Annotated in this window: 22 protein-coding genes and 2 pseudogenes; 2 read left to right on the forward strand and 22 right to left on the reverse strand. The window is 50.0% G+C overall.

Translation table 11 applies throughout. From position 1 onward, the window contains the following. Positions 1–167 precede the first annotated feature (167 nt). Positions 168–956, reverse strand: a complete 789-nt coding sequence (locus tag ABXS70_RS17550) for a DUF3891 family protein (protein ID WP_342555026.1) — start codon at positions 954–956, stop codon at positions 168–170. Positions 957–1,172: 216 nt separating this feature from the next. Here ABXS70_RS17550 and coaA point away from each other — a divergent pair, with 216 nt between their 5' ends. Continuing rightward, the gene (coaA, locus tag ABXS70_RS17555) at positions 1,173–2,102 is read left to right on the forward strand and encodes a type I pantothenate kinase (protein WP_342555025.1); all 930 of its coding nucleotides are present in this window, start codon (positions 1,173–1,175) and stop codon (positions 2,100–2,102) included. Between the two features lie 96 nt (positions 2,103–2,198). Continuing rightward, positions 2,199–2,561 carry a DUF423 domain-containing protein gene (locus ABXS70_RS17560; RefSeq protein WP_342555024.1) on the forward strand — a complete coding sequence of 121 codons (363 nt, stop codon included), beginning with the start codon at positions 2,199–2,201 and terminating at the stop codon, positions 2,559–2,561. Between the two features lie 73 nt (positions 2,562–2,634). Here the strand turns inward: ABXS70_RS17560 and ABXS70_RS17565 are convergent, their stop codons facing one another. The 21 genes and pseudogenes from ABXS70_RS17565 to ABXS70_RS17665 form a co-directional block, all read right to left on the reverse strand. Next, a complete protein-coding gene (locus tag ABXS70_RS17565; protein ID WP_342555023.1) occupies positions 2,635–3,213 on the reverse strand; it encodes a histidine phosphatase family protein in 579 nt (192 codons plus the stop codon). Between the two features lie 24 nt (positions 3,214–3,237). Beyond that, positions 3,238–4,035, reverse strand: coding sequence for a glutamate racemase (gene murI, locus ABXS70_RS17570; protein ID WP_366289502.1), 798 nt, complete (start codon positions 4,033–4,035; stop codon positions 3,238–3,240). Positions 4,036–4,591: 556 nt separating this feature from the next. Then, positions 4,592–4,834: a hypothetical protein gene (locus ABXS70_RS17575; RefSeq protein WP_366289505.1), complete on the reverse strand. Its 243-nt coding sequence runs from the start codon at positions 4,832–4,834 to the stop codon at positions 4,592–4,594. A gap of 2 nt (positions 4,835–4,836) precedes the next feature. After that, the gene (locus ABXS70_RS17580; RefSeq protein ID WP_342555020.1) at positions 4,837–5,349 is read right to left on the reverse strand and encodes a GNAT family N-acetyltransferase; all 513 of its coding nucleotides are present in this window, start codon (positions 5,347–5,349) and stop codon (positions 4,837–4,839) included. A gap of 25 nt (positions 5,350–5,374) precedes the next feature. Beyond that, complete coding sequence (locus tag ABXS70_RS17585) at positions 5,375–5,749, reverse strand: hypothetical protein (protein ID WP_342555019.1); 375 nt, start codon at positions 5,747–5,749, stop codon at positions 5,375–5,377. A 66-nt stretch (positions 5,750–5,815) separates the two neighbouring features. After that, positions 5,816–6,091, reverse strand: a pseudogene (locus ABXS70_RS17590) (serine/threonine protein kinase); the annotation flags it as partial. A gap of 59 nt (positions 6,092–6,150) precedes the next feature. Beyond that, positions 6,151–6,696, reverse strand: coding sequence for a GNAT family N-acetyltransferase (locus ABXS70_RS17595; protein ID WP_342555018.1), 546 nt, complete (start codon positions 6,694–6,696; stop codon positions 6,151–6,153). Between the two features lie 155 nt (positions 6,697–6,851). Continuing rightward, positions 6,852–7,019, reverse strand: a complete 168-nt coding sequence (locus ABXS70_RS17600; protein WP_342555017.1) for a hypothetical protein — start codon at positions 7,017–7,019, stop codon at positions 6,852–6,854. Positions 7,020–7,082: 63 nt separating this feature from the next. Then, positions 7,083–8,096: an SDR family oxidoreductase gene (locus ABXS70_RS17605; protein WP_366289510.1), complete on the reverse strand. Its 1,014-nt coding sequence runs from the start codon at positions 8,094–8,096 to the stop codon at positions 7,083–7,085. A 12-nt stretch (positions 8,097–8,108) separates the two neighbouring features. Then, positions 8,109–9,428 carry a F390 synthetase-related protein gene (locus ABXS70_RS17610; protein WP_366289513.1) on the reverse strand — a complete coding sequence of 440 codons (1,320 nt, stop codon included), beginning with the start codon at positions 9,426–9,428 and terminating at the stop codon, positions 8,109–8,111. Continuing rightward, positions 9,425–10,309 carry an MBL fold metallo-hydrolase gene (locus ABXS70_RS17615; protein ID WP_366289516.1) on the reverse strand — a complete coding sequence of 295 codons (885 nt, stop codon included), beginning with the start codon at positions 10,307–10,309 and terminating at the stop codon, positions 9,425–9,427. The genes ABXS70_RS17610 and ABXS70_RS17615 overlap by 4 nt, the downstream gene beginning before the upstream one ends. Further along, positions 10,303–11,298, reverse strand: coding sequence for an NAD-dependent epimerase/dehydratase family protein (locus ABXS70_RS17620; RefSeq protein WP_366289518.1), 996 nt, complete (start codon positions 11,296–11,298; stop codon positions 10,303–10,305). Before ABXS70_RS17620 ends, ABXS70_RS17615 begins: the two co-directional genes overlap by 7 nt. Then, positions 11,295–12,644, reverse strand: a complete 1,350-nt coding sequence (locus ABXS70_RS17625; RefSeq protein WP_366289521.1) for an ATP-grasp domain-containing protein — start codon at positions 12,642–12,644, stop codon at positions 11,295–11,297. Before ABXS70_RS17625 ends, ABXS70_RS17620 begins: the two co-directional genes overlap by 4 nt. Then, positions 12,634–13,635, reverse strand: a complete 1,002-nt coding sequence (locus ABXS70_RS17630; RefSeq protein WP_366289524.1) for a beta-ketoacyl-ACP synthase III — start codon at positions 13,633–13,635, stop codon at positions 12,634–12,636. The genes ABXS70_RS17625 and ABXS70_RS17630 overlap by 11 nt, the downstream gene beginning before the upstream one ends. Before the next feature lie 258 nt (positions 13,636–13,893). Next, positions 13,894–14,783, reverse strand: a pseudogene (locus tag ABXS70_RS17635) (TIGR01777 family oxidoreductase). A 154-nt stretch (positions 14,784–14,937) separates the two neighbouring features. Then, complete coding sequence (locus ABXS70_RS17640) at positions 14,938–15,378, reverse strand: hypothetical protein (RefSeq protein WP_366289527.1); 441 nt, start codon at positions 15,376–15,378, stop codon at positions 14,938–14,940. A gap of 278 nt (positions 15,379–15,656) precedes the next feature. Then, a complete protein-coding gene (locus ABXS70_RS17645; RefSeq protein ID WP_366289530.1) occupies positions 15,657–16,445 on the reverse strand; it encodes a YdcF family protein in 789 nt (262 codons plus the stop codon). Beyond that, on the reverse strand, positions 16,415–16,966 hold the full coding sequence (locus ABXS70_RS17650) for a nucleotidyltransferase family protein (RefSeq protein ID WP_366289533.1): 552 nt from the start codon (positions 16,964–16,966) through the stop codon (positions 16,415–16,417). The genes ABXS70_RS17645 and ABXS70_RS17650 overlap by 31 nt, the downstream gene beginning before the upstream one ends. A 275-nt stretch (positions 16,967–17,241) precedes the next feature. Next, positions 17,242–18,087 (reverse strand): AraC family transcriptional regulator, encoded by an 846-nt coding sequence (locus ABXS70_RS17655; protein WP_366289536.1) that lies wholly within the window; start codon positions 18,085–18,087, stop codon positions 17,242–17,244. 121 nt (positions 18,088–18,208) lie between these two features. Continuing rightward, positions 18,209–19,066, reverse strand: coding sequence for a DMT family transporter (locus ABXS70_RS17660; protein ID WP_366289539.1), 858 nt, complete (start codon positions 19,064–19,066; stop codon positions 18,209–18,211). Positions 19,067–19,172: 106 nt separating this feature from the next. Then, complete coding sequence (locus ABXS70_RS17665; protein WP_342555005.1) at positions 19,173–20,132, reverse strand: metallophosphoesterase family protein; 960 nt, start codon at positions 20,130–20,132, stop codon at positions 19,173–19,175. Between the last annotated feature and the right edge of the window lie 288 nt (positions 20,133–20,420).

The raw sequence follows: 20,420 nt of genomic DNA on the forward strand, positions 1-20,420 counted from the left end.
AATCATGTGTTTATTCCTGCTGTATGAAATGTATATAGATTCCTTTTCTTAAACACACATCTAAAAGACGGACGTCCGTAACTCCAGATGCCCGCCTGAATGAACTCGTTTGTATGCTGTTCTGACTTGAATGTTCTGAACTGAAATCAATCAGGATATGCCTTAGTTCAGGATAATTCTGTGATCAGTACCCGGCGTTTCTTCCAACCGGCTCGACGATAAGCCTGTAACATTCCAAATTTGCGGATGCTTGCCTTGGGCAGCACCTTGGTTGACATACTTACTTCGAACTGCTCGTCAAATGGAAAAAAAGATAATCCTACTTTCTCGCCCGATACCCACTCGGCCTGGATGGTCTGGCTTGGACAGGCGTCAAAGCCGCAGCCAAGTCCTTCTGCAAAGAAATCATAACGCGCTGCAGGTGTACCCGGCTCTTCCATACATAAGAAGAGACTGAGCTGATCACAGAACAGCATTACGCCTACATCATTTTTCAGCTGCCCTTCCAGCGCTGCGGCATCCCCGCCAAGCTCTTTCTTCCAACTTTCCTGCTGCTGCTGTTCTTCCAGCAGATATTCTCTGATGTCATCATCATCCTCTGGGTTTGCTCCCAACGTTTTCTGAAACAGTTCTGTGTACATCAGACTGCACAGCAAACCGGCATACGGACTTTGCTGTCTCACTTCCTCGATTCCCTTGCGATAAAATACAAAGCGCGGGCGCAGCGGAAAATCCCGAAAGGAGTATGGAATCTGATTGTAGTCGTTCCACAATGGTGCAGCATCCAGCTCAATCCAGCCCCGGTCATGCTCCTTCGCAGCGAGAACCAGCTCGTCCCGGTGCGGACCATGGGGAAGCCACTCGGTTTTCCAGTGGGCAGCCATCTCCCCGGCAGCAAGTCCATGCTCATGCTGAGCGGTCAAAACAAAATCATGCTCTCTCTCATATACGATCATTTGCTGTCACCCTTCCGCATGGTATACGTTGACTTTAACATAAATTGGGTTACACTTTCTTATAAGCCGCTTTTACGCTGCATTTAAGCTGCCTTATCCTTTATATACATGACGTTGATTATTAAACAGAGCATGTAAAAGTGTTGTCAGTTGCCTGAAATTTGGTACACTAATGATTGTGTCTTCGATTACATTACATACAGAAAGCGGGATCTCATGAATTTATACTCACCTTACATCGAGTTTGACCGCAAAGAATGGGCCGAACTCAAACAACATCAGATCACTCTTCCGCTGACGGAAGCTGAACTGGAACAGTTAAAGGGCTTAAACGAAGAAGTATCCATTCAGGAAGTTGAGGATGTTTATCTGCCCCTTACCCACTTCATTGACTTATATGCAAGAGCTTCTCGAGATCTTGATCGGCTAACGGCCTCATTTATGAAAAAAGAAGCACTCCACACCCCCTATATAATTGGCATCGGGGGCAGCGTTGCTGTGGGAAAAAGTACGGCGGCCCGTCTGCTTCAAGCCCTGCTCGCCAGAGGCAGCAGTAAACCCAAGGTCGATCTGGTCACGACGGACGGCTTTTTATACCCGAATGCGGTCCTCGAGGAAAAAGGCATCATGAACCGTAAAGGTTTTCCCGAAAGCTATGATATCAAATCACTCATCAAATTCATGGGCGATGTGAAATCAGGCAAGCCTGAAGTGAAAGCACCCGTCTATTCACACCTGGCTTACGATGTGATCCCGGGCGAAGAGAAAACGATCTGCCAGCCGGACATTCTGATTATTGAAGGCATCAACGTACTGCAGGTGAAACGGGAGACGCCGTTACTGGTCAGTGATTTCTTTGACTTTTCAATCTACATTGATGCAGAGGAAGAGCACATAAGGCACTGGTATGTCGAGCGCTTTAAGCTGCTGCGGGAGACCGCTTTTCAAAACGTGAATTCCTTCTTCCATCAACGATTCGCCAATATTAATGAAGAGGAAACCATTGAAACAGCCAATCAGATCTGGCAGGACATTAACGCCAAAAATCTGCATGAGAACATTTTGCCAACCAAAGGACGCGCACGGTTAATTTTGAAAAAAGAAGCCGATCACTCCATTCAGCAGATTCAACTGCGCAAATTGTAATCAGATATCACAGCATCCTCTCTCGTCAAACGATGGATGTACTGCTTATTACCCGTTAGCTGAACGATAATTATCATATAAAGGAGAGAAAATGACATGCAAACTCTGATCGTTCTTGGCAGCATTATGATGTTTCTGGCCGTTGCATTGGGAGCCTTCGGGGCACACGCACTCAAACGCAAGCTGTCCGCTGATATGATCAAAATCTACGAAACCGGTGTTCAGTATCATATCGCTCACGGACTCGGCATCATCATGCTTGGACTGTTCGCAGACCGATTACCCTCCACATCCCTTGTCATGACCTCGGGTTGGCTCTTGTTTGCCGGAATCCTCCTGTTCTCCGGGAGCCTCTACACGTTGAGTATTACAGGCGTCCGCAAGTGGGGAGCCGTTACACCACTAGGCGGAGTGGCCTTTCTAGCAGGCTGGGTCACTTTGCTGATCGCAGCACTGTAAGCAACCAGCAGCTTCCATACCGTTTAATTACGTGTTCCGACTGAACGAAAGTGATGTCGGAACACTTTTTTATTTAATCCGGCCACAGTCTCGTCATACTGACCTTGTGTTCAGCCTCCTTGGTTATCCCCTCATCTGACGATGCCTGTTCGCGCCTCAGAACATATACATCCGGGTTGGACAGCTTGGCCCATTCGGTATAACCAAAAGAAGGATTGTAATGACGAATAATTAACGATAACAGGTTGCCATGTGTGACAACTGCTCCATTCGGCTCCGGTCTGCTCCAGCATTCCTCCAGCAGTTCCAAACCTCTGGCAGCCGCAGTTCTTGAGGACTCTCCGCCTTCTGCCGTCCAATCTTCATCATCATATGTACGTTTCAGCGCATCCATCCAGTCCGGCAGATCGCGAGTACTCAGCACCCGTTCCTGCAGACGTTCATCTATATGAACATGCTGTTTGACCGCTGCGCCCAGAGGCACCGCTGTCTGCACCGCCCTTTTCCACGGACTGGATACAATGTAGGAGATTCCGCGACTGGACAGCATATCGGCCAGTTTTTCGGCCTGTCTGTATCCCTCATCCGTCAGACTTGCGTAAGGCTCCTGTCCTCCGGCTCTCGCGTGACGAATCAGATAAATGGACTCCATCTCTGACACCTCCGTTGGTCTGGTCTAGAGTGATTTTTCTTTGAGATATTGAAGTGCAGTACGCATTTTATCCTGATCTTCCGTTCGGCCCGATGAACTTAGAAAAATTACTTTGTCTTCCCTTCGCCGTTCTCCGCTTCCAGCCTGCTGCTGCACATGAAGTCCCAGCCGCTGCTTCAGGTGATTCACGGTACCCGTGCTGCCGTCAACGATCTGGATATGCTCTGGCAGCACCTTACGCAGAATGGACGTATAGAACGGGTAATGAGTACAGCCCATCACCACCGTACCGTATTGGTCCAAATCCAGATTGGACAGCTTGGAGCGGAAGTAGGCTGCTGTTTGTACCGGGTCAAACTCAAGCTGTTCGCACCACTCCACGAGCTCCGGGAGCGCAAGTGAGTCAACGCGGTGCTCATCATCAACACGCGATACCAATTCGTTATACTTCGTTTGACTCAGGGTCAGAGTCGTAGCAAACACAAGCACCCGCTTGCCATTGTCCCGGTTCATCTCGACGGCGGGCTTGACGGCCGGCTCCATGCCAATAATAGGAATGTCATACATCGAGCGCAGCTCATTAACCGCCAAACTCGTTGCTGTATTGCAAGCAATGACAACCGCTTCTGCGTTTTCCCTTACAACCGCTTCTACGCAGGCAAAAATATAATTGCGGACTTCGTCCGCTGACTTGGTTCCATACGGAACATGCAGTGTATCTGCGTAATATATGTAGGATTCATCCGGAAACTGCTGCAGCGCTTTGTGCAGCACCGTTAATCCACCGATGCCTGAATCAAAAAATGCAATTTTTTTCGTCAAGGATGTCACCTCTATCACGTATTCTTTCGGCTGCAGGAACCGTTCATTACTGCTCATGCTGACTGGAGGTGAAAGTTAAATTAGAGATAGATCTGGAGTTAAACGTATTTATACAGTCCTCTATACTGACCAAGTTCTCTTCGTTAAAGTGCAAAAAAATCGTTCGACGAATACAGCCTAATCTATATTCATTTTATACTGCCTCAACCAATCTTTGCCACTGTTCCAGTCAAGCACCGGATTATCGTGTCCCAACATCTCAGCACTGGCCTGAGCCATAACCCACTCCTTCAGACCGTTGTCCTCACTGGATTCAAGCTGTTATTTCTCATGACAGCACCTCCATTAAACCAAATTTTCCTCAAATAGAGACCTGCCTTGCGACTTCCAATAACATTCTGTCTCCGGAACCCTCTCCAGAAAATTGGAGTAACTCCCCGTCCAGCCCTCAGGCATGTAATGCTCGTAAGAGGCAGGTTCAGGGAACATGGAGAAAAACAGCCTTTGATCAAAATCGACAAGAAAGGACGGTACATACTTGAGCCATTCATCGCCTTCACGGTGCTTTTCGCGAAAATGCTCGGAGCTCACATCTCAGCTCCGCTGTGCTTACCTGTTCCTCCTGAATCGCTTCCAGAAAAACAGCCGCCGTCTCCTCATTTAACACATGAATGCCAAATCGTTCTTCCATCTCAACATTCAGAAACCAATATTCCCGCTCGGTAACGTACCAACGCCATATGCCCTGAAAGCACACACCTGCAATTGTATGTTCAGCATAAACAGGTTCTGTTTTCATCGTTACACCTTCCGGCGCAGGTCCTGCTCCTGCAATTGTTTGAGGTCTAAAGCAAGTTCCCAGCGCTCCTCCGTCAATTCCTGGCCCGACAGAATTTGCGTTCGAATCTCTTTCACTTCAAAACCATAAGACTCATACAACCTGCGAGCACCAAGCAAAGATTGATTGGTCCACAATAAAATCAATCGGTATCCCTGTTGGTTCGCATACGCAATCACGTGCTCAAGGAGCTTCCTTCCCCAACCTGCCCCCCGAGCTTCAGGTTCAAGCAGGAACCAGCGCAGCTGAGCGGTTGTCTCGTTTACACGTGTCAGCCCAATTGAGCCACAAGGCCTCTGAGAAAGCTCAACGATCCACAACATCTCACTTGTGAAGTCACCCGTTTGAGCGAATGTCTGGACTGTCTCGGAGATAAATGCAGCAAAGCTGTCATCATAATTATACTCGTCCCCATAAATACGGCTATGCGCTTCAATGACATATTGCAGGTCTTTTTGTATGAAATTGCGAATCATGGCTGCATGTTCTCCTGTCCTGTTCCTATCTCATCCATTGATGAAGCAGTCTCTCCCCTTCACTTCTTTGGCCAGCGGCCTGCTGTTCCAGAAATTCAGGTACCTCACGCAGATCAGCAGGACGATATCCTGCCCCGCATCCACAGTTATGAAAGGTCACACCATGACGATACAGCGTCATTACTTTGGTCCACTGCTTGACATCTGTTTGCTTCGGAGCCTGAAAATCATGACCCATATTCACCATGATCTCCGCACATTGCGGGCATTTATGTTCAAGCCCTGCTGCCGTTTGCGGATTCAAATCACGGGGGGATACTTGTTTAAAAGATTTACGGCAGTTAAAACAAGCATATATTTCTTTATACGGTCCAGACATAGCATATCGGCACACCATCATCAAACCTCCTTATCATTTTCCATTATACGGGATTTTTTGCATAGATACGAATCCGGTGATGCATCATTATGCATTCGCCTTATTCCAGGCCAGACCGAGCTCCGCCACAGATGTGTAACGGTGGGAACGGTCAGGATTGACCGCACGTATGACGACCTCATACAGCGCTTCACCGGCATCCCAACGCTCAAAGGAACGATCCAGCTCGCCACCAAGGAGAGCAAATGCCATCGCTCCCATGTTAAACACATTCGTCACCGCATCAATCGGTGCTCCAAGTTCAAATTCCTCTGGAGACATAAAGCGAGAGGAGCCCCACATCCGTCCCATTGTATTCGTGAAGGTACCTTATGAATAACTTCATCCATCATTGAACGGCTCCTCCTGCCTATTCTATCGGTTCAACCGGGCTCTCCATTGTAAAAATACGTCATGTGCGCCTCATCGTAAACCTGGCCTTCAACTTCCAGTGCATGGCGTTCGATCCCGTAGGTTTCAAACCCGTGCCGTTCATATAAACGTCTCGCCGCAGCGTTGGCCGTGACGACACTCAGGTTAATCTGCTTGAGGTTGTCCAGTTGGCTGCCCCGCTCCAGTACCTCGGTTAACATTAGAGATGCCAGTCCCTGCCCCCGATGCGCAGGCGATACATAGACACCCCAGATGAATCCCTTGTGCCTGAGCTTCAGGCCGTATTCTCTTTTAAAACCCATGATACCCGCAAGTGTGCCGTCAGGTGTGAACGCACCCAAAATATAGTCATCCGGCTCATTATGTATGCGATCCTGCACTTCACTCACAGACAGCTGGCTGGATATCTCATAAGAAGCCCCAAAAGCTTCGGGATGCGTTCGCAGGGCTTCAAGACGCAGGGGCCAATACAGCCCGTATTCTTCACGCTCCACACTGCGCAGGATGTACCTTTCTCGCCCAGCTTTCTTGTTCAACGTTCATCCACTCCCTGCATGTCATAAGGGTAATCCATCTGAAGTTTGACATTCGCCGTCGCTTCCATCTTCGTCTGAACACCCCCAAGATTTGGTTTTTTCTGCGCCTAAGAATAATTCAACTTATACAGCTATTTTTCGGGTACTCGTTCTAGTTAGTTCTTGTTGTGATTCGAATTATGGTTGTGGTCGTGGCTGTCTCTCTGGGCAAGATCACGGTCCAACGCTTCCCGTACCCGGTCACGGGCCGGGAGCTTGATGTTGATATGCAGGAGCAGACCAGTAATAATAAGAAGCAGGGCAATCACGATAACCTCAAACATGAACCAACCCCCAGTAGAAAAGTATACGGCTTCCATACATACATGTCACAGATTCACGCCCCTTCACGATCGAAGGGCACGGGCAATGATTCGCTCCAGCCACTTCCACGGCAGCAGCGCCTTTCCCATAATAAGCATCCTCGAGCCTTTACCAAGCGCATACCGCAGCCTTGGTGCTCGCATGCGTGCAATCCGCCCGATCAGTTCAGCAACCTCCTGTGGATCAGGTGCAGTCTCGCTCGCATGTCTGGAATATTGAAGGACTGCATCCAGCTTATGCTTATAAGGTGAATTCTCATTCCGATGAATCTCCCCCAATCCTTTTTTCCAGATGGGTGTGCGATACGCCCCTGGTTCCACGAGTACGACCCGAATGCCAAACGAAGACATCTCATGACGCAGGCTTTCTGTGAATCCTTCCACAGCAAATTTCGAAGCGGCATAAGGCGCATATCCCGGAAATCCCGACAGGCCACTCACACTTGAAAGGTTAACAATCAGTCCCTGCTTCTGCTGACGCATAACAGGCAGGACGGCACGTGTGACCGCGATTAATCCAAACAGATTGGTCTCCATCTGCCGCCGCCAGTCCTCCATCGACACTTCTTCAATGAACCCGCCCACAGCGAAGCCGGCATTATTCACCAGTATGTCAATGCGTCCATATTGCTGTATCACCGTGTCGACCGCGGTCTGTATAGACTCCGAATCCGTCACATCCAGCTGCAGATAATGGAGCCCGTCCGTTACACCCGCTTCCTCGGCACGGTTCACAAGTTCTCCCTTGCGGCTCAGATCACGCATCGTTGCAGCAGCAAGATAACCCTGTTTGGCAAGCGTGATGGCCGTCAGCATACCGAAGCCGCTGGATGTGCCTGTAATTAAAGCAACAGGACGCTCGCTGCCGTGTTTGAGTGTTCTTGTTTCTTCTGCACCCGATGTCGGCACTGTTTCCGCTGTCTTGTTTTCCCGCGCTGCCTCTCTTCCATCTGCAGTATTTGGCGGTACATCTTCTCCTATTTTATAAGCCCATACCGTCATTTCATCACCTGCTCTCTGATCATTGGTTACCTGCACCTGCTTCTTCCCTTAGTCCTGGCGTCTCTCCACCCGCCGCAGCTTGGTTATTCCGGGCTCGAACGTGTACGGCACATAACGCACCTCTGGCAGCACACACTGCATCCGGTCTGCTAATCTTCCGAGCTCCCGCATGACTGCAGCCTGCACCTGGTTCTCATCTGCTTCTTCGCTGATCCGCATCGAAACTTCCAGTACTCCGCTCCCGCGCTGCACCACACGATAATGCTTGATGGCCGGCGAAGCTGCAATCACGGCACGACTGATAAAATCCGGGAAAACCGAAACTGCCTCACCCTCCGATATATGTGAAAAATAAAGCGTATCATCACTGCGGCCTTCAATCCGCTCAATGGGAGTAAACAATGAACCGCAGGGGCAAGGCGCTGCCGCTTCGGTTAGTATATCATTCAGCCGATATCGGATGATCGGCTGTGACGTTCTGGAAAAGTCCGTGATCACAGGCACGAACCGACGAGTCGCAGGATCAATGTATTCTTTTTCAATATGCACAATGTCTTCGTTAAGATGTAATGTACCATGAGAACAGGTCGCACCCAGAAAACCCTCTGTGCACTGATATACCTGATGAACGGTCTGCCCGAATACGCGCTCCAGCACGTTACGATCGAGAGGATCAAGCACCTCAGCGGCTGAAATGATCTTGTGCGGCTCATGGGTCAGACGGCCCTGCAGATACGCATCGGCCAGTATACGAAGCATGGAAGGCGGAGCCACCCACACAGTGGGCTGGTATTGTTCCATACGTTCGATCAGAACATCCACATGTTCCAGCAGGTCAAAGTATTGAAACTGCAGTCTTCCGCGCTTCACAGATTCGTACAGCTTACTGTTAGCACGCAGGAAGAAAGCAATCTTGGCGGGTTTCCACAGCCCACCCGGCAGCAGTTTGGCCAATACTGTACCTGTCCAAGCATCCTGCTCCCGATCACTCACAAGAAACAGGCCCCGGTTACCAGATGTCCCCGAGGACAGCCCAACCGTTATTCCTTGAATGGAGGACTGCTTGAAATCACGAGTGTCTTCACTTTCCCCTGCCAGAATAAACGCCTCTTCCTTCGTGATACCTACGGTGTTCAGCGCATCGAAATGCTGCATCATAATGGACTTGTCGATCTGCGGAAAATGTCTCCACTGCGATGCGTTCCGTTCGCCCCACCACTCGCGGTAGAACAGTGATGCCGCTCGGACATGCTCGACATGCCGCCGGATTCGTCGTTCCTGCCAGCGTTCAAGCTGCTCCCGATTGGCCCATCTTCGCATCCCTCGCGCAAGTGCATAATGAGTTACAATGCGAAACGGACTGCTCATAACTCGGTACCTCCCATGCCCCATGAACGCAGCACTTCTTGACAGTGGCTCGGTACAATCCGAAGATCAGGAAACTGCTGATGCAGCTGAACTAACTTATCAAAGTTCCGTCTGTACTCCCGCCGATCCGACATAATGATGCTCGCAAGCGCATGGGGTCTGCGCTGTTCACGAAATGCCCGACTCGACCACACCGCATCGGCACACAGAAAATAGGTATGCTGCTCTGTCCGCAGCAAAAGCCCCATCATGCCTTCCGCATGACCGGATACATCGACACCCAGCACGCTGCCGTCCCCAAAAATATCGTACACCTCATCCCAAGGGAATCCATCCGGCGCTACTACTCCCGCATGCTCTGTCACCTCCGCCCATCGTTTGGGATGCGAGTTCACGGGCAGCGACCGAGGGACAAAATCATCGGGGAGCAGCCCTGCCAGAAAGCCGGCCTTTACTGCCGCAATCGGACCAAGTGAACGAACAGCATCATAGGCTCTTGGCAGGTAAATAAAAGCGGCCTCCGAAAAATCACGCACACCAGCGATGTGATCCCCGTGAAAATGGGAAAGAATGACATAACGAATATCCGATGCAAGCAGCCCGATCCGCTTCAGAAAATGAACAGCGCTGTCCTCGTCCCGATATACCACGGGTGTGATATGACGATATAATGCATTAGGGAGACGTGCAGTCTCATCGAAAAAGCGGGAACTGTACCCCGTATCCAGCAGCACAGGACCATGTACCGGATGAATGATGCAGGCAAACCCTGCCGGAAAAGGAACCGGCTTGATGCTTCCGCCGCGAAGCGTCAGCCTTTCGGGATGTGTACAGTACCCTGCTGCACCCAAATATAACTTTACTGGCATTGTCGTCAGCATGATCCACCTCTCCACCAATCCGCAAATTGCTGCAGTCCCGCTTCAATAGACACCCGCGGTATATATCCCAACCGCTCTTTGGCATCGTTAATGTTCAGCGTCTGCGGCACACCCAGAGATCCAACCGTATATCTGGTAAGCATTGGTTCGCCAAGAGCCGGAATGATCCGATGCACACCTTCCAGCAAAGCTGCAGCACCATAAGCCGTCCGATATGGGACATTCAAGCGCCGAAGCGGCATGTCTAACAGTTCAAACAGGCTGCTGACCAGTTCAGCAAACGGTTTGGGATCTCCATTGGAAATATTATAGGCTCTACCCAGCGCATCAGTAGAAGCACGCTGGCACAATAACAAGGCATCCACTACATTATCTACGCATGTCAGGTCAATCCATGCCTGCCCACCGTCAATCATAGGCACTCCCCGTTTGGCATTTGCCGCCACAATGCGGGGAAAGAGGGTCTGGTCATACGGACCGAAAATAGCTCGCGGACGAATCATGATTGAAGGCAGACCTCTACGGTGTGCATCCATAACCAATTGCTCGGCGAGCCGTTTGGTAGCCGCATAATGATTGGCAGGTTTGGCTGGCAGCGGATCATCTTCATGAACTTCGTAACGCGGTGTAAAGTTAAAATATATACTTGGAGTGGAAACGTGCACGAAACGTTCCACCTGGCTGCGCCCAGCACTATCGACCAAGTTCTGCGTGCCCTGCACATTGCTGCTGTAAAAGTCTTCGTACTTTCCCCACGGCGCCGACAATGCCGCACAGTGAAAAACGACATCCTGACCCGCACATACCTCATCCACAATCCGCCGGTCCCGAATATCGCCTTGTACAAATTGAATGCCAGCGGGGCCCAGTAAAGTCCCAATCTCTTGCTGACGGCCTAGTCCCGTTACAACCCAGCCTTCTGCGGCAAGCCGTACAGCCAGGTGTCGTCCCAAACAGCCTGTAGCCCCTGTGACCAGTGCTTTCTTCATGATTGTTCACCGTTCCATTCTATGTCATGAGTCAACGCTTCTGTCAGTGAAATCTTCTGTGAACGCGCAAGACGCCATGCCGCGAGCACTACGCTGCACTGCATGAAGAAGGGCCTCCGATCCTGAGGCATATACACGACATCCCTCGCACCACGCCAAGCGGCCATCCATGCCCTCATACTCCCTCTGCTGCCTCGAATCTGTCTCATGCCGCTTCCCAGCATAGGCAGTGAAAGCATGGCCTTAGCTCCCGGCTGCGGCGTTACTTCTATACCTTCTTTCAGAAGGCCTGCGGGGTCAAGCAAAGCGCGCACCAAACCATCACCTGGATGAAACAGATGAATGCCGCTGGTTGCCCTCGGATTGCACTCGATTGCATATACTTGTCCGTTCGCGTCTTCAATAAAATCAAATCCGATCTGTCCGCTAAAACCCGCTGCCTGCACAAATCGCTTCACCCAAGCATGAGTCTCCTCATGCTGGACCTGTTCAAAAAACACACTCGCACCTACCTCACCTGTACGGTATCTGCTCTCGTAGGCAGCATGAGCAACCAACTGCCCTTCATGCACCACACTGTAGGTGCACAGCCCCCGTCCATCTATGTACCGCTGGGCCACCCAAGGAGCCCGGGGGGATAAAAGTATTTCGTCCGGTGGATCATGACGCAGCAGGGCAAACCGGGATGGCGTGGTCATCCGTTTATGATGAGACCGCGTCTGATGTGCTTTTGCGGTACTTCCACCTGAATCGGCGAGGTTATTCTTATGGATATGGGACAGCCTCTGTACCGGCATGCGCACTCTAGCAGCAAAACGGGAATACACCGGTTTCCAGACCCACTCCTCCGTTTCTCCGAGCACCTGCTGTGTTTCCAGCCACTCCTGAGGACTCTGAATCAGATGTGTCTCTGGAACCGGAAGCCCCGCAGACTTGGCATAATGGATAAAATCATACTTGTGATGGAGCATATGCAGCTTTTCCAAGCTGGAAACCAGCACTCGGCAGTGCTTCCTCAAACGATCAGCCCCAAGAGCTGCATAAAATACTTCCTCGCACATCGGAATGACCAGATCAATCTGCCATATTCTGATCCAATGTTCCAAGGCTGACAGGTATGCCTCCGTATCATGGCGCGGCGATGGAACGATAACCGACTTCTCGACTGCTCTGGACGCACTGCACAAATGCCGCTTCATGCTCTCCGCAGCAAATACCCGATGGCCCGCACGATGAAGCATACGAGCCAGATCCAGCGTCACCGGAGCTCTTCCTCCTGTAAGCAGCACTCTGCATGCTTGGTCTGCTTGAAGCATGCTTCGTCCGAGTTCAGGTTTAGTAGTCAAAGATAAGTCCTCCCAAGGATAAACCTGCCGCCGTACCAATCATTAATACGCGATCCCCGCGCTGTAACCGATTTTGACGAATCGCTTCATGCAGTCCCATTGGAATGGAAGCTGCAATGGTATTGCCGTGACCTCTTGTAATATCCATGAAGCGTTCTTCAGGGATGCCAAGCTTCTTGCGAATGAGACGCATAGCCATTGCACTGCCCTGATGGGGAATAACCAGCTTGAAATCCTCCATCCGGTTACCCGAAGCTTGAAGCATCTCGTCCATAAAACCTGGTAACAGCTTGGATGCCATACGAAAAATCGCCTGTCCATCCATGTGAAAGAGATAGGGAGCGGGCTGCTCACGATTATAGCTGGCTGCGTGCTGACGTGTACCCCCGCCTGCTATTTCCGAAAACCTCGCCCCGCGGCTGTAAGTGCGAAGCGAAGCGTGAATGATCTGCGAGCCTGACGCCTCAGGTGTACGCTCGATAATGACTGCGGCCGCTCCATCTCCAAACAAGGCTGTACTCTCCGGGTCTTTCCAGTTTAATCCGGCAGAAGCAATCTCAGTGGCAACAAGTAATACACGCCGGTAACGGCCGGCATCCACCATATAGGAGATCACATCAAGTCCGTTCAGGAAACTCAGGCAGGTTGCATCCATATCAAAAGCAGGTACACCCGAATCCTGCTGCCCCATCGCCTGCTGGATAAACACAGCTGTACTTGGCAGCGGCTGTTCCTTTGTTCCGCTTGTGCATACCAGACAATCGATCTCTTCAAAAGAAAGCCCGGCATCCAGGAGAGCAGCTTCTGCGGCTCTTGCCCCCATATAGGAGGACGTCTCTTCGCCTGAGGCATAGAAACGAAAACCTACACCTGTCGCTTTACTGACCCAGCCTGCGGGTACATTCAGGCGTGCATCCAATTCCTCGTCCGTTACTTTCATCTGAGGCAGATATTTCCCTGTTCCTGCGATTCTTACTTTTCTAAGCTGCATGTGTTCAACCTCTTCTCTTCCATACGTCTTATGTAGAATTGGTGCTATTACCCATTAACCGAATCTGCCTCATGCTGAATACCGGGAAATATTTCAATACAGCTAAACCTGCAGCATGATGAGATTTTAATCTGTATATCATCAGAATCTGTAGAAGGGCAGATTGCTCTGCCCCTCCCACATTTTACATTTATGATCATCTCTACCCTGTGAGCACAGTTCCGAAAAACGTGTATGTGCGGCCTTTCCTGCTTCGCACTACTTTGAAGTTTTGAGGATGTCGGCAAGTGCGGCATCCAGTGAAGCAAAGTGAAATGTGAAACCTTCCTTTTCCATTCTGTCAGGGATCACCCAGCGGCTTTTGAGCACCAATTCCGTCTCCGTGCGAATGAATACGGCTCCAAGCTCAAGCATCCAGCGCGGAGAAGGCAGTCCAATACGTACACCCATCTGTTTCCTCAGAGACGCCATCAGTTCCTGGTTGGTCACCGGATGGGGAGATGAGGCATTAAAGACACCTTCCAGACGCGGGTGCTCCTGTACAAACATGACCATACGGAACAGATCTTCGATATGAATCCAGCTGAACTGCTGGGTACCTGCACCCTGTGCCCCTCCAAGTCCAAACCGGACCAGGTTGGTCAGCGGCCCCATCACTCCGCCTTCGCCAAGCACAATCGCAATACGCAGTGCAATCTGGCGTGTAGACGGCAGCTTGAATTCAAAAAATGCCTGCTCCCATGCTTTTGCTACATCCACGGAAAACCCTGAGCCAATCTCACCCTCTTGTTCCGTCATTGGACGATCTTCCGCATGACGATATATGGTGGCTGTACTGGAGTTAATCCACAATTCGGGCGGCTGCGCACATGCCAGCACCGCTTCTCCGAGAATGTTCGTCGTCTCTGTTCTGGATTTCATAATCATGCTGCGGTTCTCTTCCGTATAGCGGCAGTTTACCGATTTGCCAGCCAGATTAATAAGCATCTCCGCGCCTTCAAGAGCTGAGCGATGGCTGATCGATCTTCCCAGGCAATGTGTCCGGGTTGGCGTGAAATGATAAGCACGTCATATCCCCGTTTTTTAAACCTGCGTGCAAAATCCTGACCAACGAATCCGGTTCCTCCAGCAAGTACAACCTTTTTCATGGTATTCCCTCATCTCTCCATATGGGTAATGCCCTGCATTCATAACAGCTTAAACACCGCAGCCGACCCTTTCGTTTGATGATGCTCCATTTTTTTGTTGAGCAGTGCTTGAAACGCTGCGTTTCGCTTGAACCGTTTCAATATCAATCCGAGGTCACTTCACACCAAGAGACGCGTACAGACGGCTTCGCTCTTCACCGGCCCAGGCATCCGCACAATTTTGTTCAAGCCGATATAGAAGCTCGTCATGAAAATCATGAATCATATAACCTTCTGGCAGTTCACCCAGCATTGCCGCAAAATCATACTTCGGCAGCACCTGCTGTCCCTCACCGATCTGCTTCAACCAGTACATCCAGTCCTGCAGTGTGAGCACTCCCTCCTGCCACAACTCCGCCTGCAGTCCAAGCACATCCTGCAGCTGCTCGTAGGCGTATGAATCCGTGAAACACCGGCAAGCCTTCACAGCCAATTCATACAGCTCAATCACGGCACGCCGGGTTTCTTGCGTCAGTTCAACCTCCAGTCCTTCCATATAATCCTCGACCTGAATGTGCTGACCATCATCGTATAGTAAAGGCGCATGAGCCAACATCCGTATAATGTCTTCCAATTCGTTTGCTGAAACGTTTTTCTGCTCCTGAAGAGCAGGTAATTGATATGCTGTAATGATCGTTCACTCCTGCCTTGTCCATCTATTTTTGACCTTTAGTATAACATGCTTTGTCCACTGCTTTTGAAGTGCCGAAAGGGGATAGGGAAGTGAATTTCCTCATGACTTGAGGTTCCTGTGAAAGTCTGTACCTCTTATCTTGAAAAAATAAAAACAAACCCGCCTGAGAAGTTCTCAGCGGGCTTACGAATGCAGTACGGCTATAGGAACGCTTTGACTGTGCCAAAATACTCACGAATCATGTTGATCGGCTTCATATATCCCGGTGAAGGAGCGGATATGCCGTATTCTGCGGCGTAGCCGTTTTTGGCAGCAATATATTTGGATCTGAACATATGGTAATCACTGGTGACAATCATAATTTCGGGATGTTCCACCCCGGATGCCTCAATGATTTTTTTTGAAAAAGCCAGATTTTCCTGCGTACTTGTCGAGCGGTCTTCCATAATGATCTGAGCAGGAGCGATGCCCTGATCTACCAGATAATTTTTCATCGCAAGAGCTTCGGGAATGGATTCACCTGGTCCTTGTCCCCCGGATACAATGACCGGGATCTGCGGGTGGTCGCGAACGTAATCCAGACTGGCATCCAGCCGCTGTTTCAAGGTCAGTGATAATTCGGTCCCCTTGATTCCCGAACCGAGAATGATAACATAATCCGCCTGCTCGGTATCCTTCGAACCAAGCTGGGTAAATACAAGCGCTTCAATAATAACAAAGGATACTGCGCCGATGCCGAACCCGATCAGAAGCACACGCTTCAACCAAATGTGCTTCTCGTAATTTATCCTTCTTAATATCATAAAGCTTGCTGTGATGAGCGCGAAAAATTGAACAGCAAAGTTCCAGCCCCAGAATGCAAGAAAGAAAACAAGACACGCCAGCAGCATGAGATCGAGAATATATCCTTTTTCCCGTATAAACTTCTGTACCAGTACAGCAGCACTCCTTTCGGTACTTACGCCCTTACTATCGTTAATTTGGGCCAATGTTCCTGCCAATTCTTATTGCGAACACGCTCGTTATAGTAGGCCGCATCCTTAAACGCCGGGCTTTTCCGCACAACTAACGCATACAGATCCTCCAGCCCGTATGGTGCACATATGCTGATTTGATCGTCTGTATCCAACTGCACAGCCACTGCGGTTACTCGTTCAGGCCAGAAGCGAAGCGCATCCTCGGTAGATTGATAGGGTGCATCCCCGTTCCGAAGATGCATTCTCGCCTGATTTTTAACCGACCACTTGCTGCTGCCTGAAGCAGCACGCAGCCTCTGTTCAAGCTCGATGTCCCGTTCCTCCTGAAGATGAACGGCATCAAAATAAACAACATCAATATCGCTATGCAGCTCTCGTCTGGCGTACCCATGAAGATCATCCCATATGTAATTGCGAATATAACCTGCGCCGATGTAACAATTCGGCAGCCTAAGCTCACGCACACGGCGTAAATCCTGCATGATCTGCTCATCCTGCCGAAGCGCTCTGACAAACCTCTCTTCACACTGCATAACCATCTCTCCCTGCCTGCACGACTTCTGATATCTTAATTCATTTCCAATATAAGTCTTCTTGTGGGGGACAACTATCTTTCAATATAACATGATTCTAACCCCGGAATAAAATAAACAACTCCGCTCAAGGTCCTCATTTTTCAAGCACACCCTTAACAAATGTACGTTAAAAAACGGTTCCTGAGAGGAGTCGTAATGTTATTATGATAAAATGTCGTGACGGCAATAGAACTATATGCACCACTCTTCTTACTCTTATGATACCAGTCTGTCTATCTAATCGGAATCCAGATTTGAGGCAGTTGATGCATCCCAGGATAGACTTCCAGTTCGGGCAGCCAGGCATGTTCGTACGAAGTGGAAGGAAACCACTCGCCAACAATCCGTTTCCACAGCTTCTGCATCCCTTGAGGCATCGCTTCCTCTACCTCAAATACCGCCCATTTGCTCGCCGGAAATGATAACGTAGGCAGTCCTTCCGGTTCATCACCTTCATAGGCTGCTGCAATCCAGTACTCCATCTGTTTATCCTGAATCTCGGACTGGTCAACACACACCCCCAGCAAACCCGGGATCACCCCGTTATTCAATGCAAAAATCCGGTCCTCCGCTCCGCTCTTGTAAGCTTCCTGCCACATATTACCGATGCCCTGCAAGTGCTGTCCATCAGCATACGAAAACCTCTGGCTGATGCCTGCAATCGAAAACGGCCCCTGCTCAACAATACGATGCTTCATCGGTTCTGCTCCTACTAAACTAATTTGAATAACAAGCCGATTATATGACTGCACGGAGGTACCAGACTTGCGAATTTCACTCGGGGTTATTCCATGCTGTCTTCGAAAAGCTTTGGAAAAAGATTCAGGTGTGTCATAGCCATATTTGAAGGCCATGTCCATGATTTTACAATCCCCCTGCAGCAGTTCATGTGCAGCAAGTGTCAGCCTTCTGCGCCTTATGTACTCCGCAACGGTCACCTCGGTCATCAAAGCAAAAATACGTTGAAAATGAAATACCGACATGTGTGCCTGTGCCGCAATCTGCTCCACCATCATAGATTCCAGCAGATGTTCTTCCATATATTGAATAGACTTCTGAATTGAATTAACCCATTTCATGCAGCTCATCACTCCCTGTTCCCTATCATACAGGATGATGTGCACAGCAGCCTGTCATTTTGTGCTTTTCTCTGTCCGGTATACGTTTCGCGCTCTTAGATCACAGCTTCTGGTTCCCGCACTACCCCCACATACCAATCAGCAGAATGCCGCCAAAAATGACGAGGGAACAGAGAATACGTTTCATGCCCTGCTGCTCTTTCAATAACCAGATTCCAAGAAAAGCTGCAAATACGGTACCTACCTCCCGAAGCGGACCCAATCTGGCCATCGGAGCCTGTTCCAGTGCAAACAGAAAGAGCAGGTATGATCCCGGATTCAGCAGAGCTCCTAACATAATGGTTGAACGATTCATCTTCCATTCCAGGCGCAAACCACCTGAAGCGAGCAGGGCCGGGGTTAATCCAGCCACGAAGCCAATGTTCGTTACTTCAAGCAGCGCCAGTGGCGATATATGCTGCAGATTTAATTTGTCTACAAATACGTAACTCGTTGTGCACAGTCCAACACATAATGCCATCAGAACCGGCTTTGCTCCCTGCATCCCCGTGCCTGTTCCCTTCCTTCTGCCCACCACACCGCTAAGAATGGTAAACCCAAAAATCATGCAGGCGATGCCCAGCCATCCGTATCCCGTCAATCTTTCGCCTAGAAAAGCAGCCCCGATCAAAGGCACCAGCAGTGTGCTCGTGCCCCGCATAATCGGATAGATCTGAGAGAGATCTCCAAGCTCATAGGTTTGAGACAACAGCCAGGAATACAGCGCCTGCAGCCCCATTGATACAAGCAGCAGCGCATAGGCTGACATCGTTAACGGCTCACGGGACAATTCCACGACCAGTACAGGGAGCAGCAGCACCGTAGGAATCATCATAATGGACCATAAAAAAACACTTTTGTTCAAACTTCGCTTCGTGAACATACTCCAGACCGCATGAGCCATTCCCGAAGCAAGTACCAGTATTAACGGTAAAATCATGCTGTCTACGTTCCTCTCTTTTTCCTTCGCTCACGATTACTCTACAGCTGCTGATTGCTGATCTCGTCGTGTATGTGTATCTTGGGTTGATTACAGCTAAACCACTTCACCGAGAGGTCTCAGGCTGATGCTCCGGCTGCTCCTTCACCAGCGATCCATCTTCCAGACGAAGCCAGGTATCAAACGCCCGCTCGCCAGCCCTTAGCTGAATCACACGTGCTCCGCGCAGCATCCCTTCCCTGCCGTATGTGCTGTGTCCGCTGGAACGCCCGTAGCAGAGACGTATCCCATGATACTGTCCGTGAAAATCATTCACATGATCATGCCCGCAGAACGTACCCATCACATCACCCATCTCCAGCAGCGCAGCGAATAACCCTGAATTGACCTGCGCACAGCAGACCGGTTCGTATTTGCTGCCCCAGCAGAGCTGCGTGTCCCACATCGTTTGATATTCCGGAATCGGGATATGAAAAAACGCCAGAGCTGGGAGCTTATCCCCGCGGCTGCGGCCGGGATTGACGCGTGTGGATTCATCCATCAGCCACCGCAGCTGACTCTGCTGAATCCAGCCATAACCCGGGATTGATTCCACGGTTGAATAACTTCCCGAATCGAGCAGATACAGCACAGCTGCCGGAAGGCCATCTGCCCCGGCAATCTCCAGCGTGTAATTGCCCACACCTGCGATGTCGCGAGGTCCCGCCTGCGTCACGCTGCAGGCATGTTCCTGAACCACACGCATAAGTTCCAATGGAGTGATTCGCTGCTCAGCATCATGATTACCGTATACAAAAGCCCACGGAATCCCGCATTCTTCCACAGCAGAAACGGCATCGCGAAAAGCCTGCTCCGGCTGCTCGCACGCTTGATTCCCCGGATCTACAGGGCCGGTGTAGATGACGTCTCCTGTGAAAACAACCAGATCAGGCTGCTCAAGCTCGATGATGGACTGCATCATCCGCCGGGTTCGAAGATCCTCAGGCCGCCCGTCTTTCCAATGCAGATCGGTAAATTGTACGATCGTAAAGGTTCCATTTTCGCGAAAAGCAAGCTGTCGTTTCAATGTTTGTCCCTCCCAAAAACCACATGAATATGCATTGGAACAGAGCAGTAACCGTGACCAATGGCTTGATTTCATGCAGCGTGAATGATGTATTTTTCGATATGTATGATTGATTAATCTTCACAAATGACTAAACAGGTTAATCCATTCTCCTTATTTTAAATTGTGGTTTAATGTGGTTTTTAGTTGTTTTACATGATATTACTCTCGCTATTTGCACCTGTCAACACATTAAAACAGCGTCTGGACAAATGAAATTGACAAGGAGTTTGTACAAACTTACACTAT

The organism is Paenibacillus sp. AN1007, from assembly GCF_040702995.1.
GTDB lineage: Bacteria > Bacillota > Bacilli > Paenibacillales > Paenibacillaceae > Paenibacillus.

Coding starts and splice junctions, on each gene's coding strand:
- ABXS70_RS17580 (WP_342555020.1), bottom strand. CDS start 5,349: ATGATTCGCAATTTCATACAAAAAGACCTGCAATATGTCATTGAAGCG.
- ABXS70_RS17655 (WP_366289536.1), bottom strand. CDS start 18,087: ATGAAATGGGTTAATTCAATTCAGAAGTCTATTCAATATATGGAAGAA.
- ABXS70_RS17560 (WP_342555024.1), top strand. CDS start 2,199: ATGCAAACTCTGATCGTTCTTGGCAGCATTATGATGTTTCTGGCCGTT.
- coaA (WP_342555025.1), top strand. CDS start 1,173: ATGAATTTATACTCACCTTACATCGAGTTTGACCGCAAAGAATGGGCC.
- ABXS70_RS17575 (WP_366289505.1), bottom strand. CDS start 4,834: ATGAAAACAGAACCTGTTTATGCTGAACATACAATTGCAGGTGTGTGC.
- ABXS70_RS17620 (WP_366289518.1), bottom strand. CDS start 11,298: ATGAAGAAAGCACTGGTCACAGGGGCTACAGGCTGTTTGGGACGACAC.
- ABXS70_RS17600 (WP_342555017.1), bottom strand. CDS start 7,019: ATGTTTGAGGTTATCGTGATTGCCCTGCTTCTTATTATTACTGGTCTG.
- ABXS70_RS17550 (WP_342555026.1), bottom strand. CDS start 956: ATGATCGTATATGAGAGAGAGCATGATTTTGTTTTGACCGCTCAGCAT.
- ABXS70_RS17585 (WP_342555019.1), bottom strand. CDS start 5,749: ATGATGGTGTGCCGATATGCTATGTCTGGACCGTATAAAGAAATATAT.
- ABXS70_RS17660 (WP_366289539.1), bottom strand. CDS start 19,066: ATGATTTTACCGTTAATACTGGTACTTGCTTCGGGAATGGCTCATGCG.
- ABXS70_RS17565 (WP_342555023.1), bottom strand. CDS start 3,213: ATGGAGTCCATTTATCTGATTCGTCACGCGAGAGCCGGAGGACAGGAG.
- ABXS70_RS17650 (WP_366289533.1), bottom strand. CDS start 16,966: ATGCAGTGTGAAGAGAGGTTTGTCAGAGCGCTTCGGCAGGATGAGCAG.
- ABXS70_RS17640 (WP_366289527.1), bottom strand. CDS start 15,378: ATGTTGGCTCATGCGCCTTTACTATACGATGATGGTCAGCACATTCAG.
- ABXS70_RS17615 (WP_366289516.1), bottom strand. CDS start 10,309: ATGCTGACGACAATGCCAGTAAAGTTATATTTGGGTGCAGCAGGGTAC.
- ABXS70_RS17610 (WP_366289513.1), bottom strand. CDS start 9,428: ATGAGCAGTCCGTTTCGCATTGTAACTCATTATGCACTTGCGCGAGGG.
- ABXS70_RS17630 (WP_366289524.1), bottom strand. CDS start 13,635: ATGCAGCTTAGAAAAGTAAGAATCGCAGGAACAGGGAAATATCTGCCT.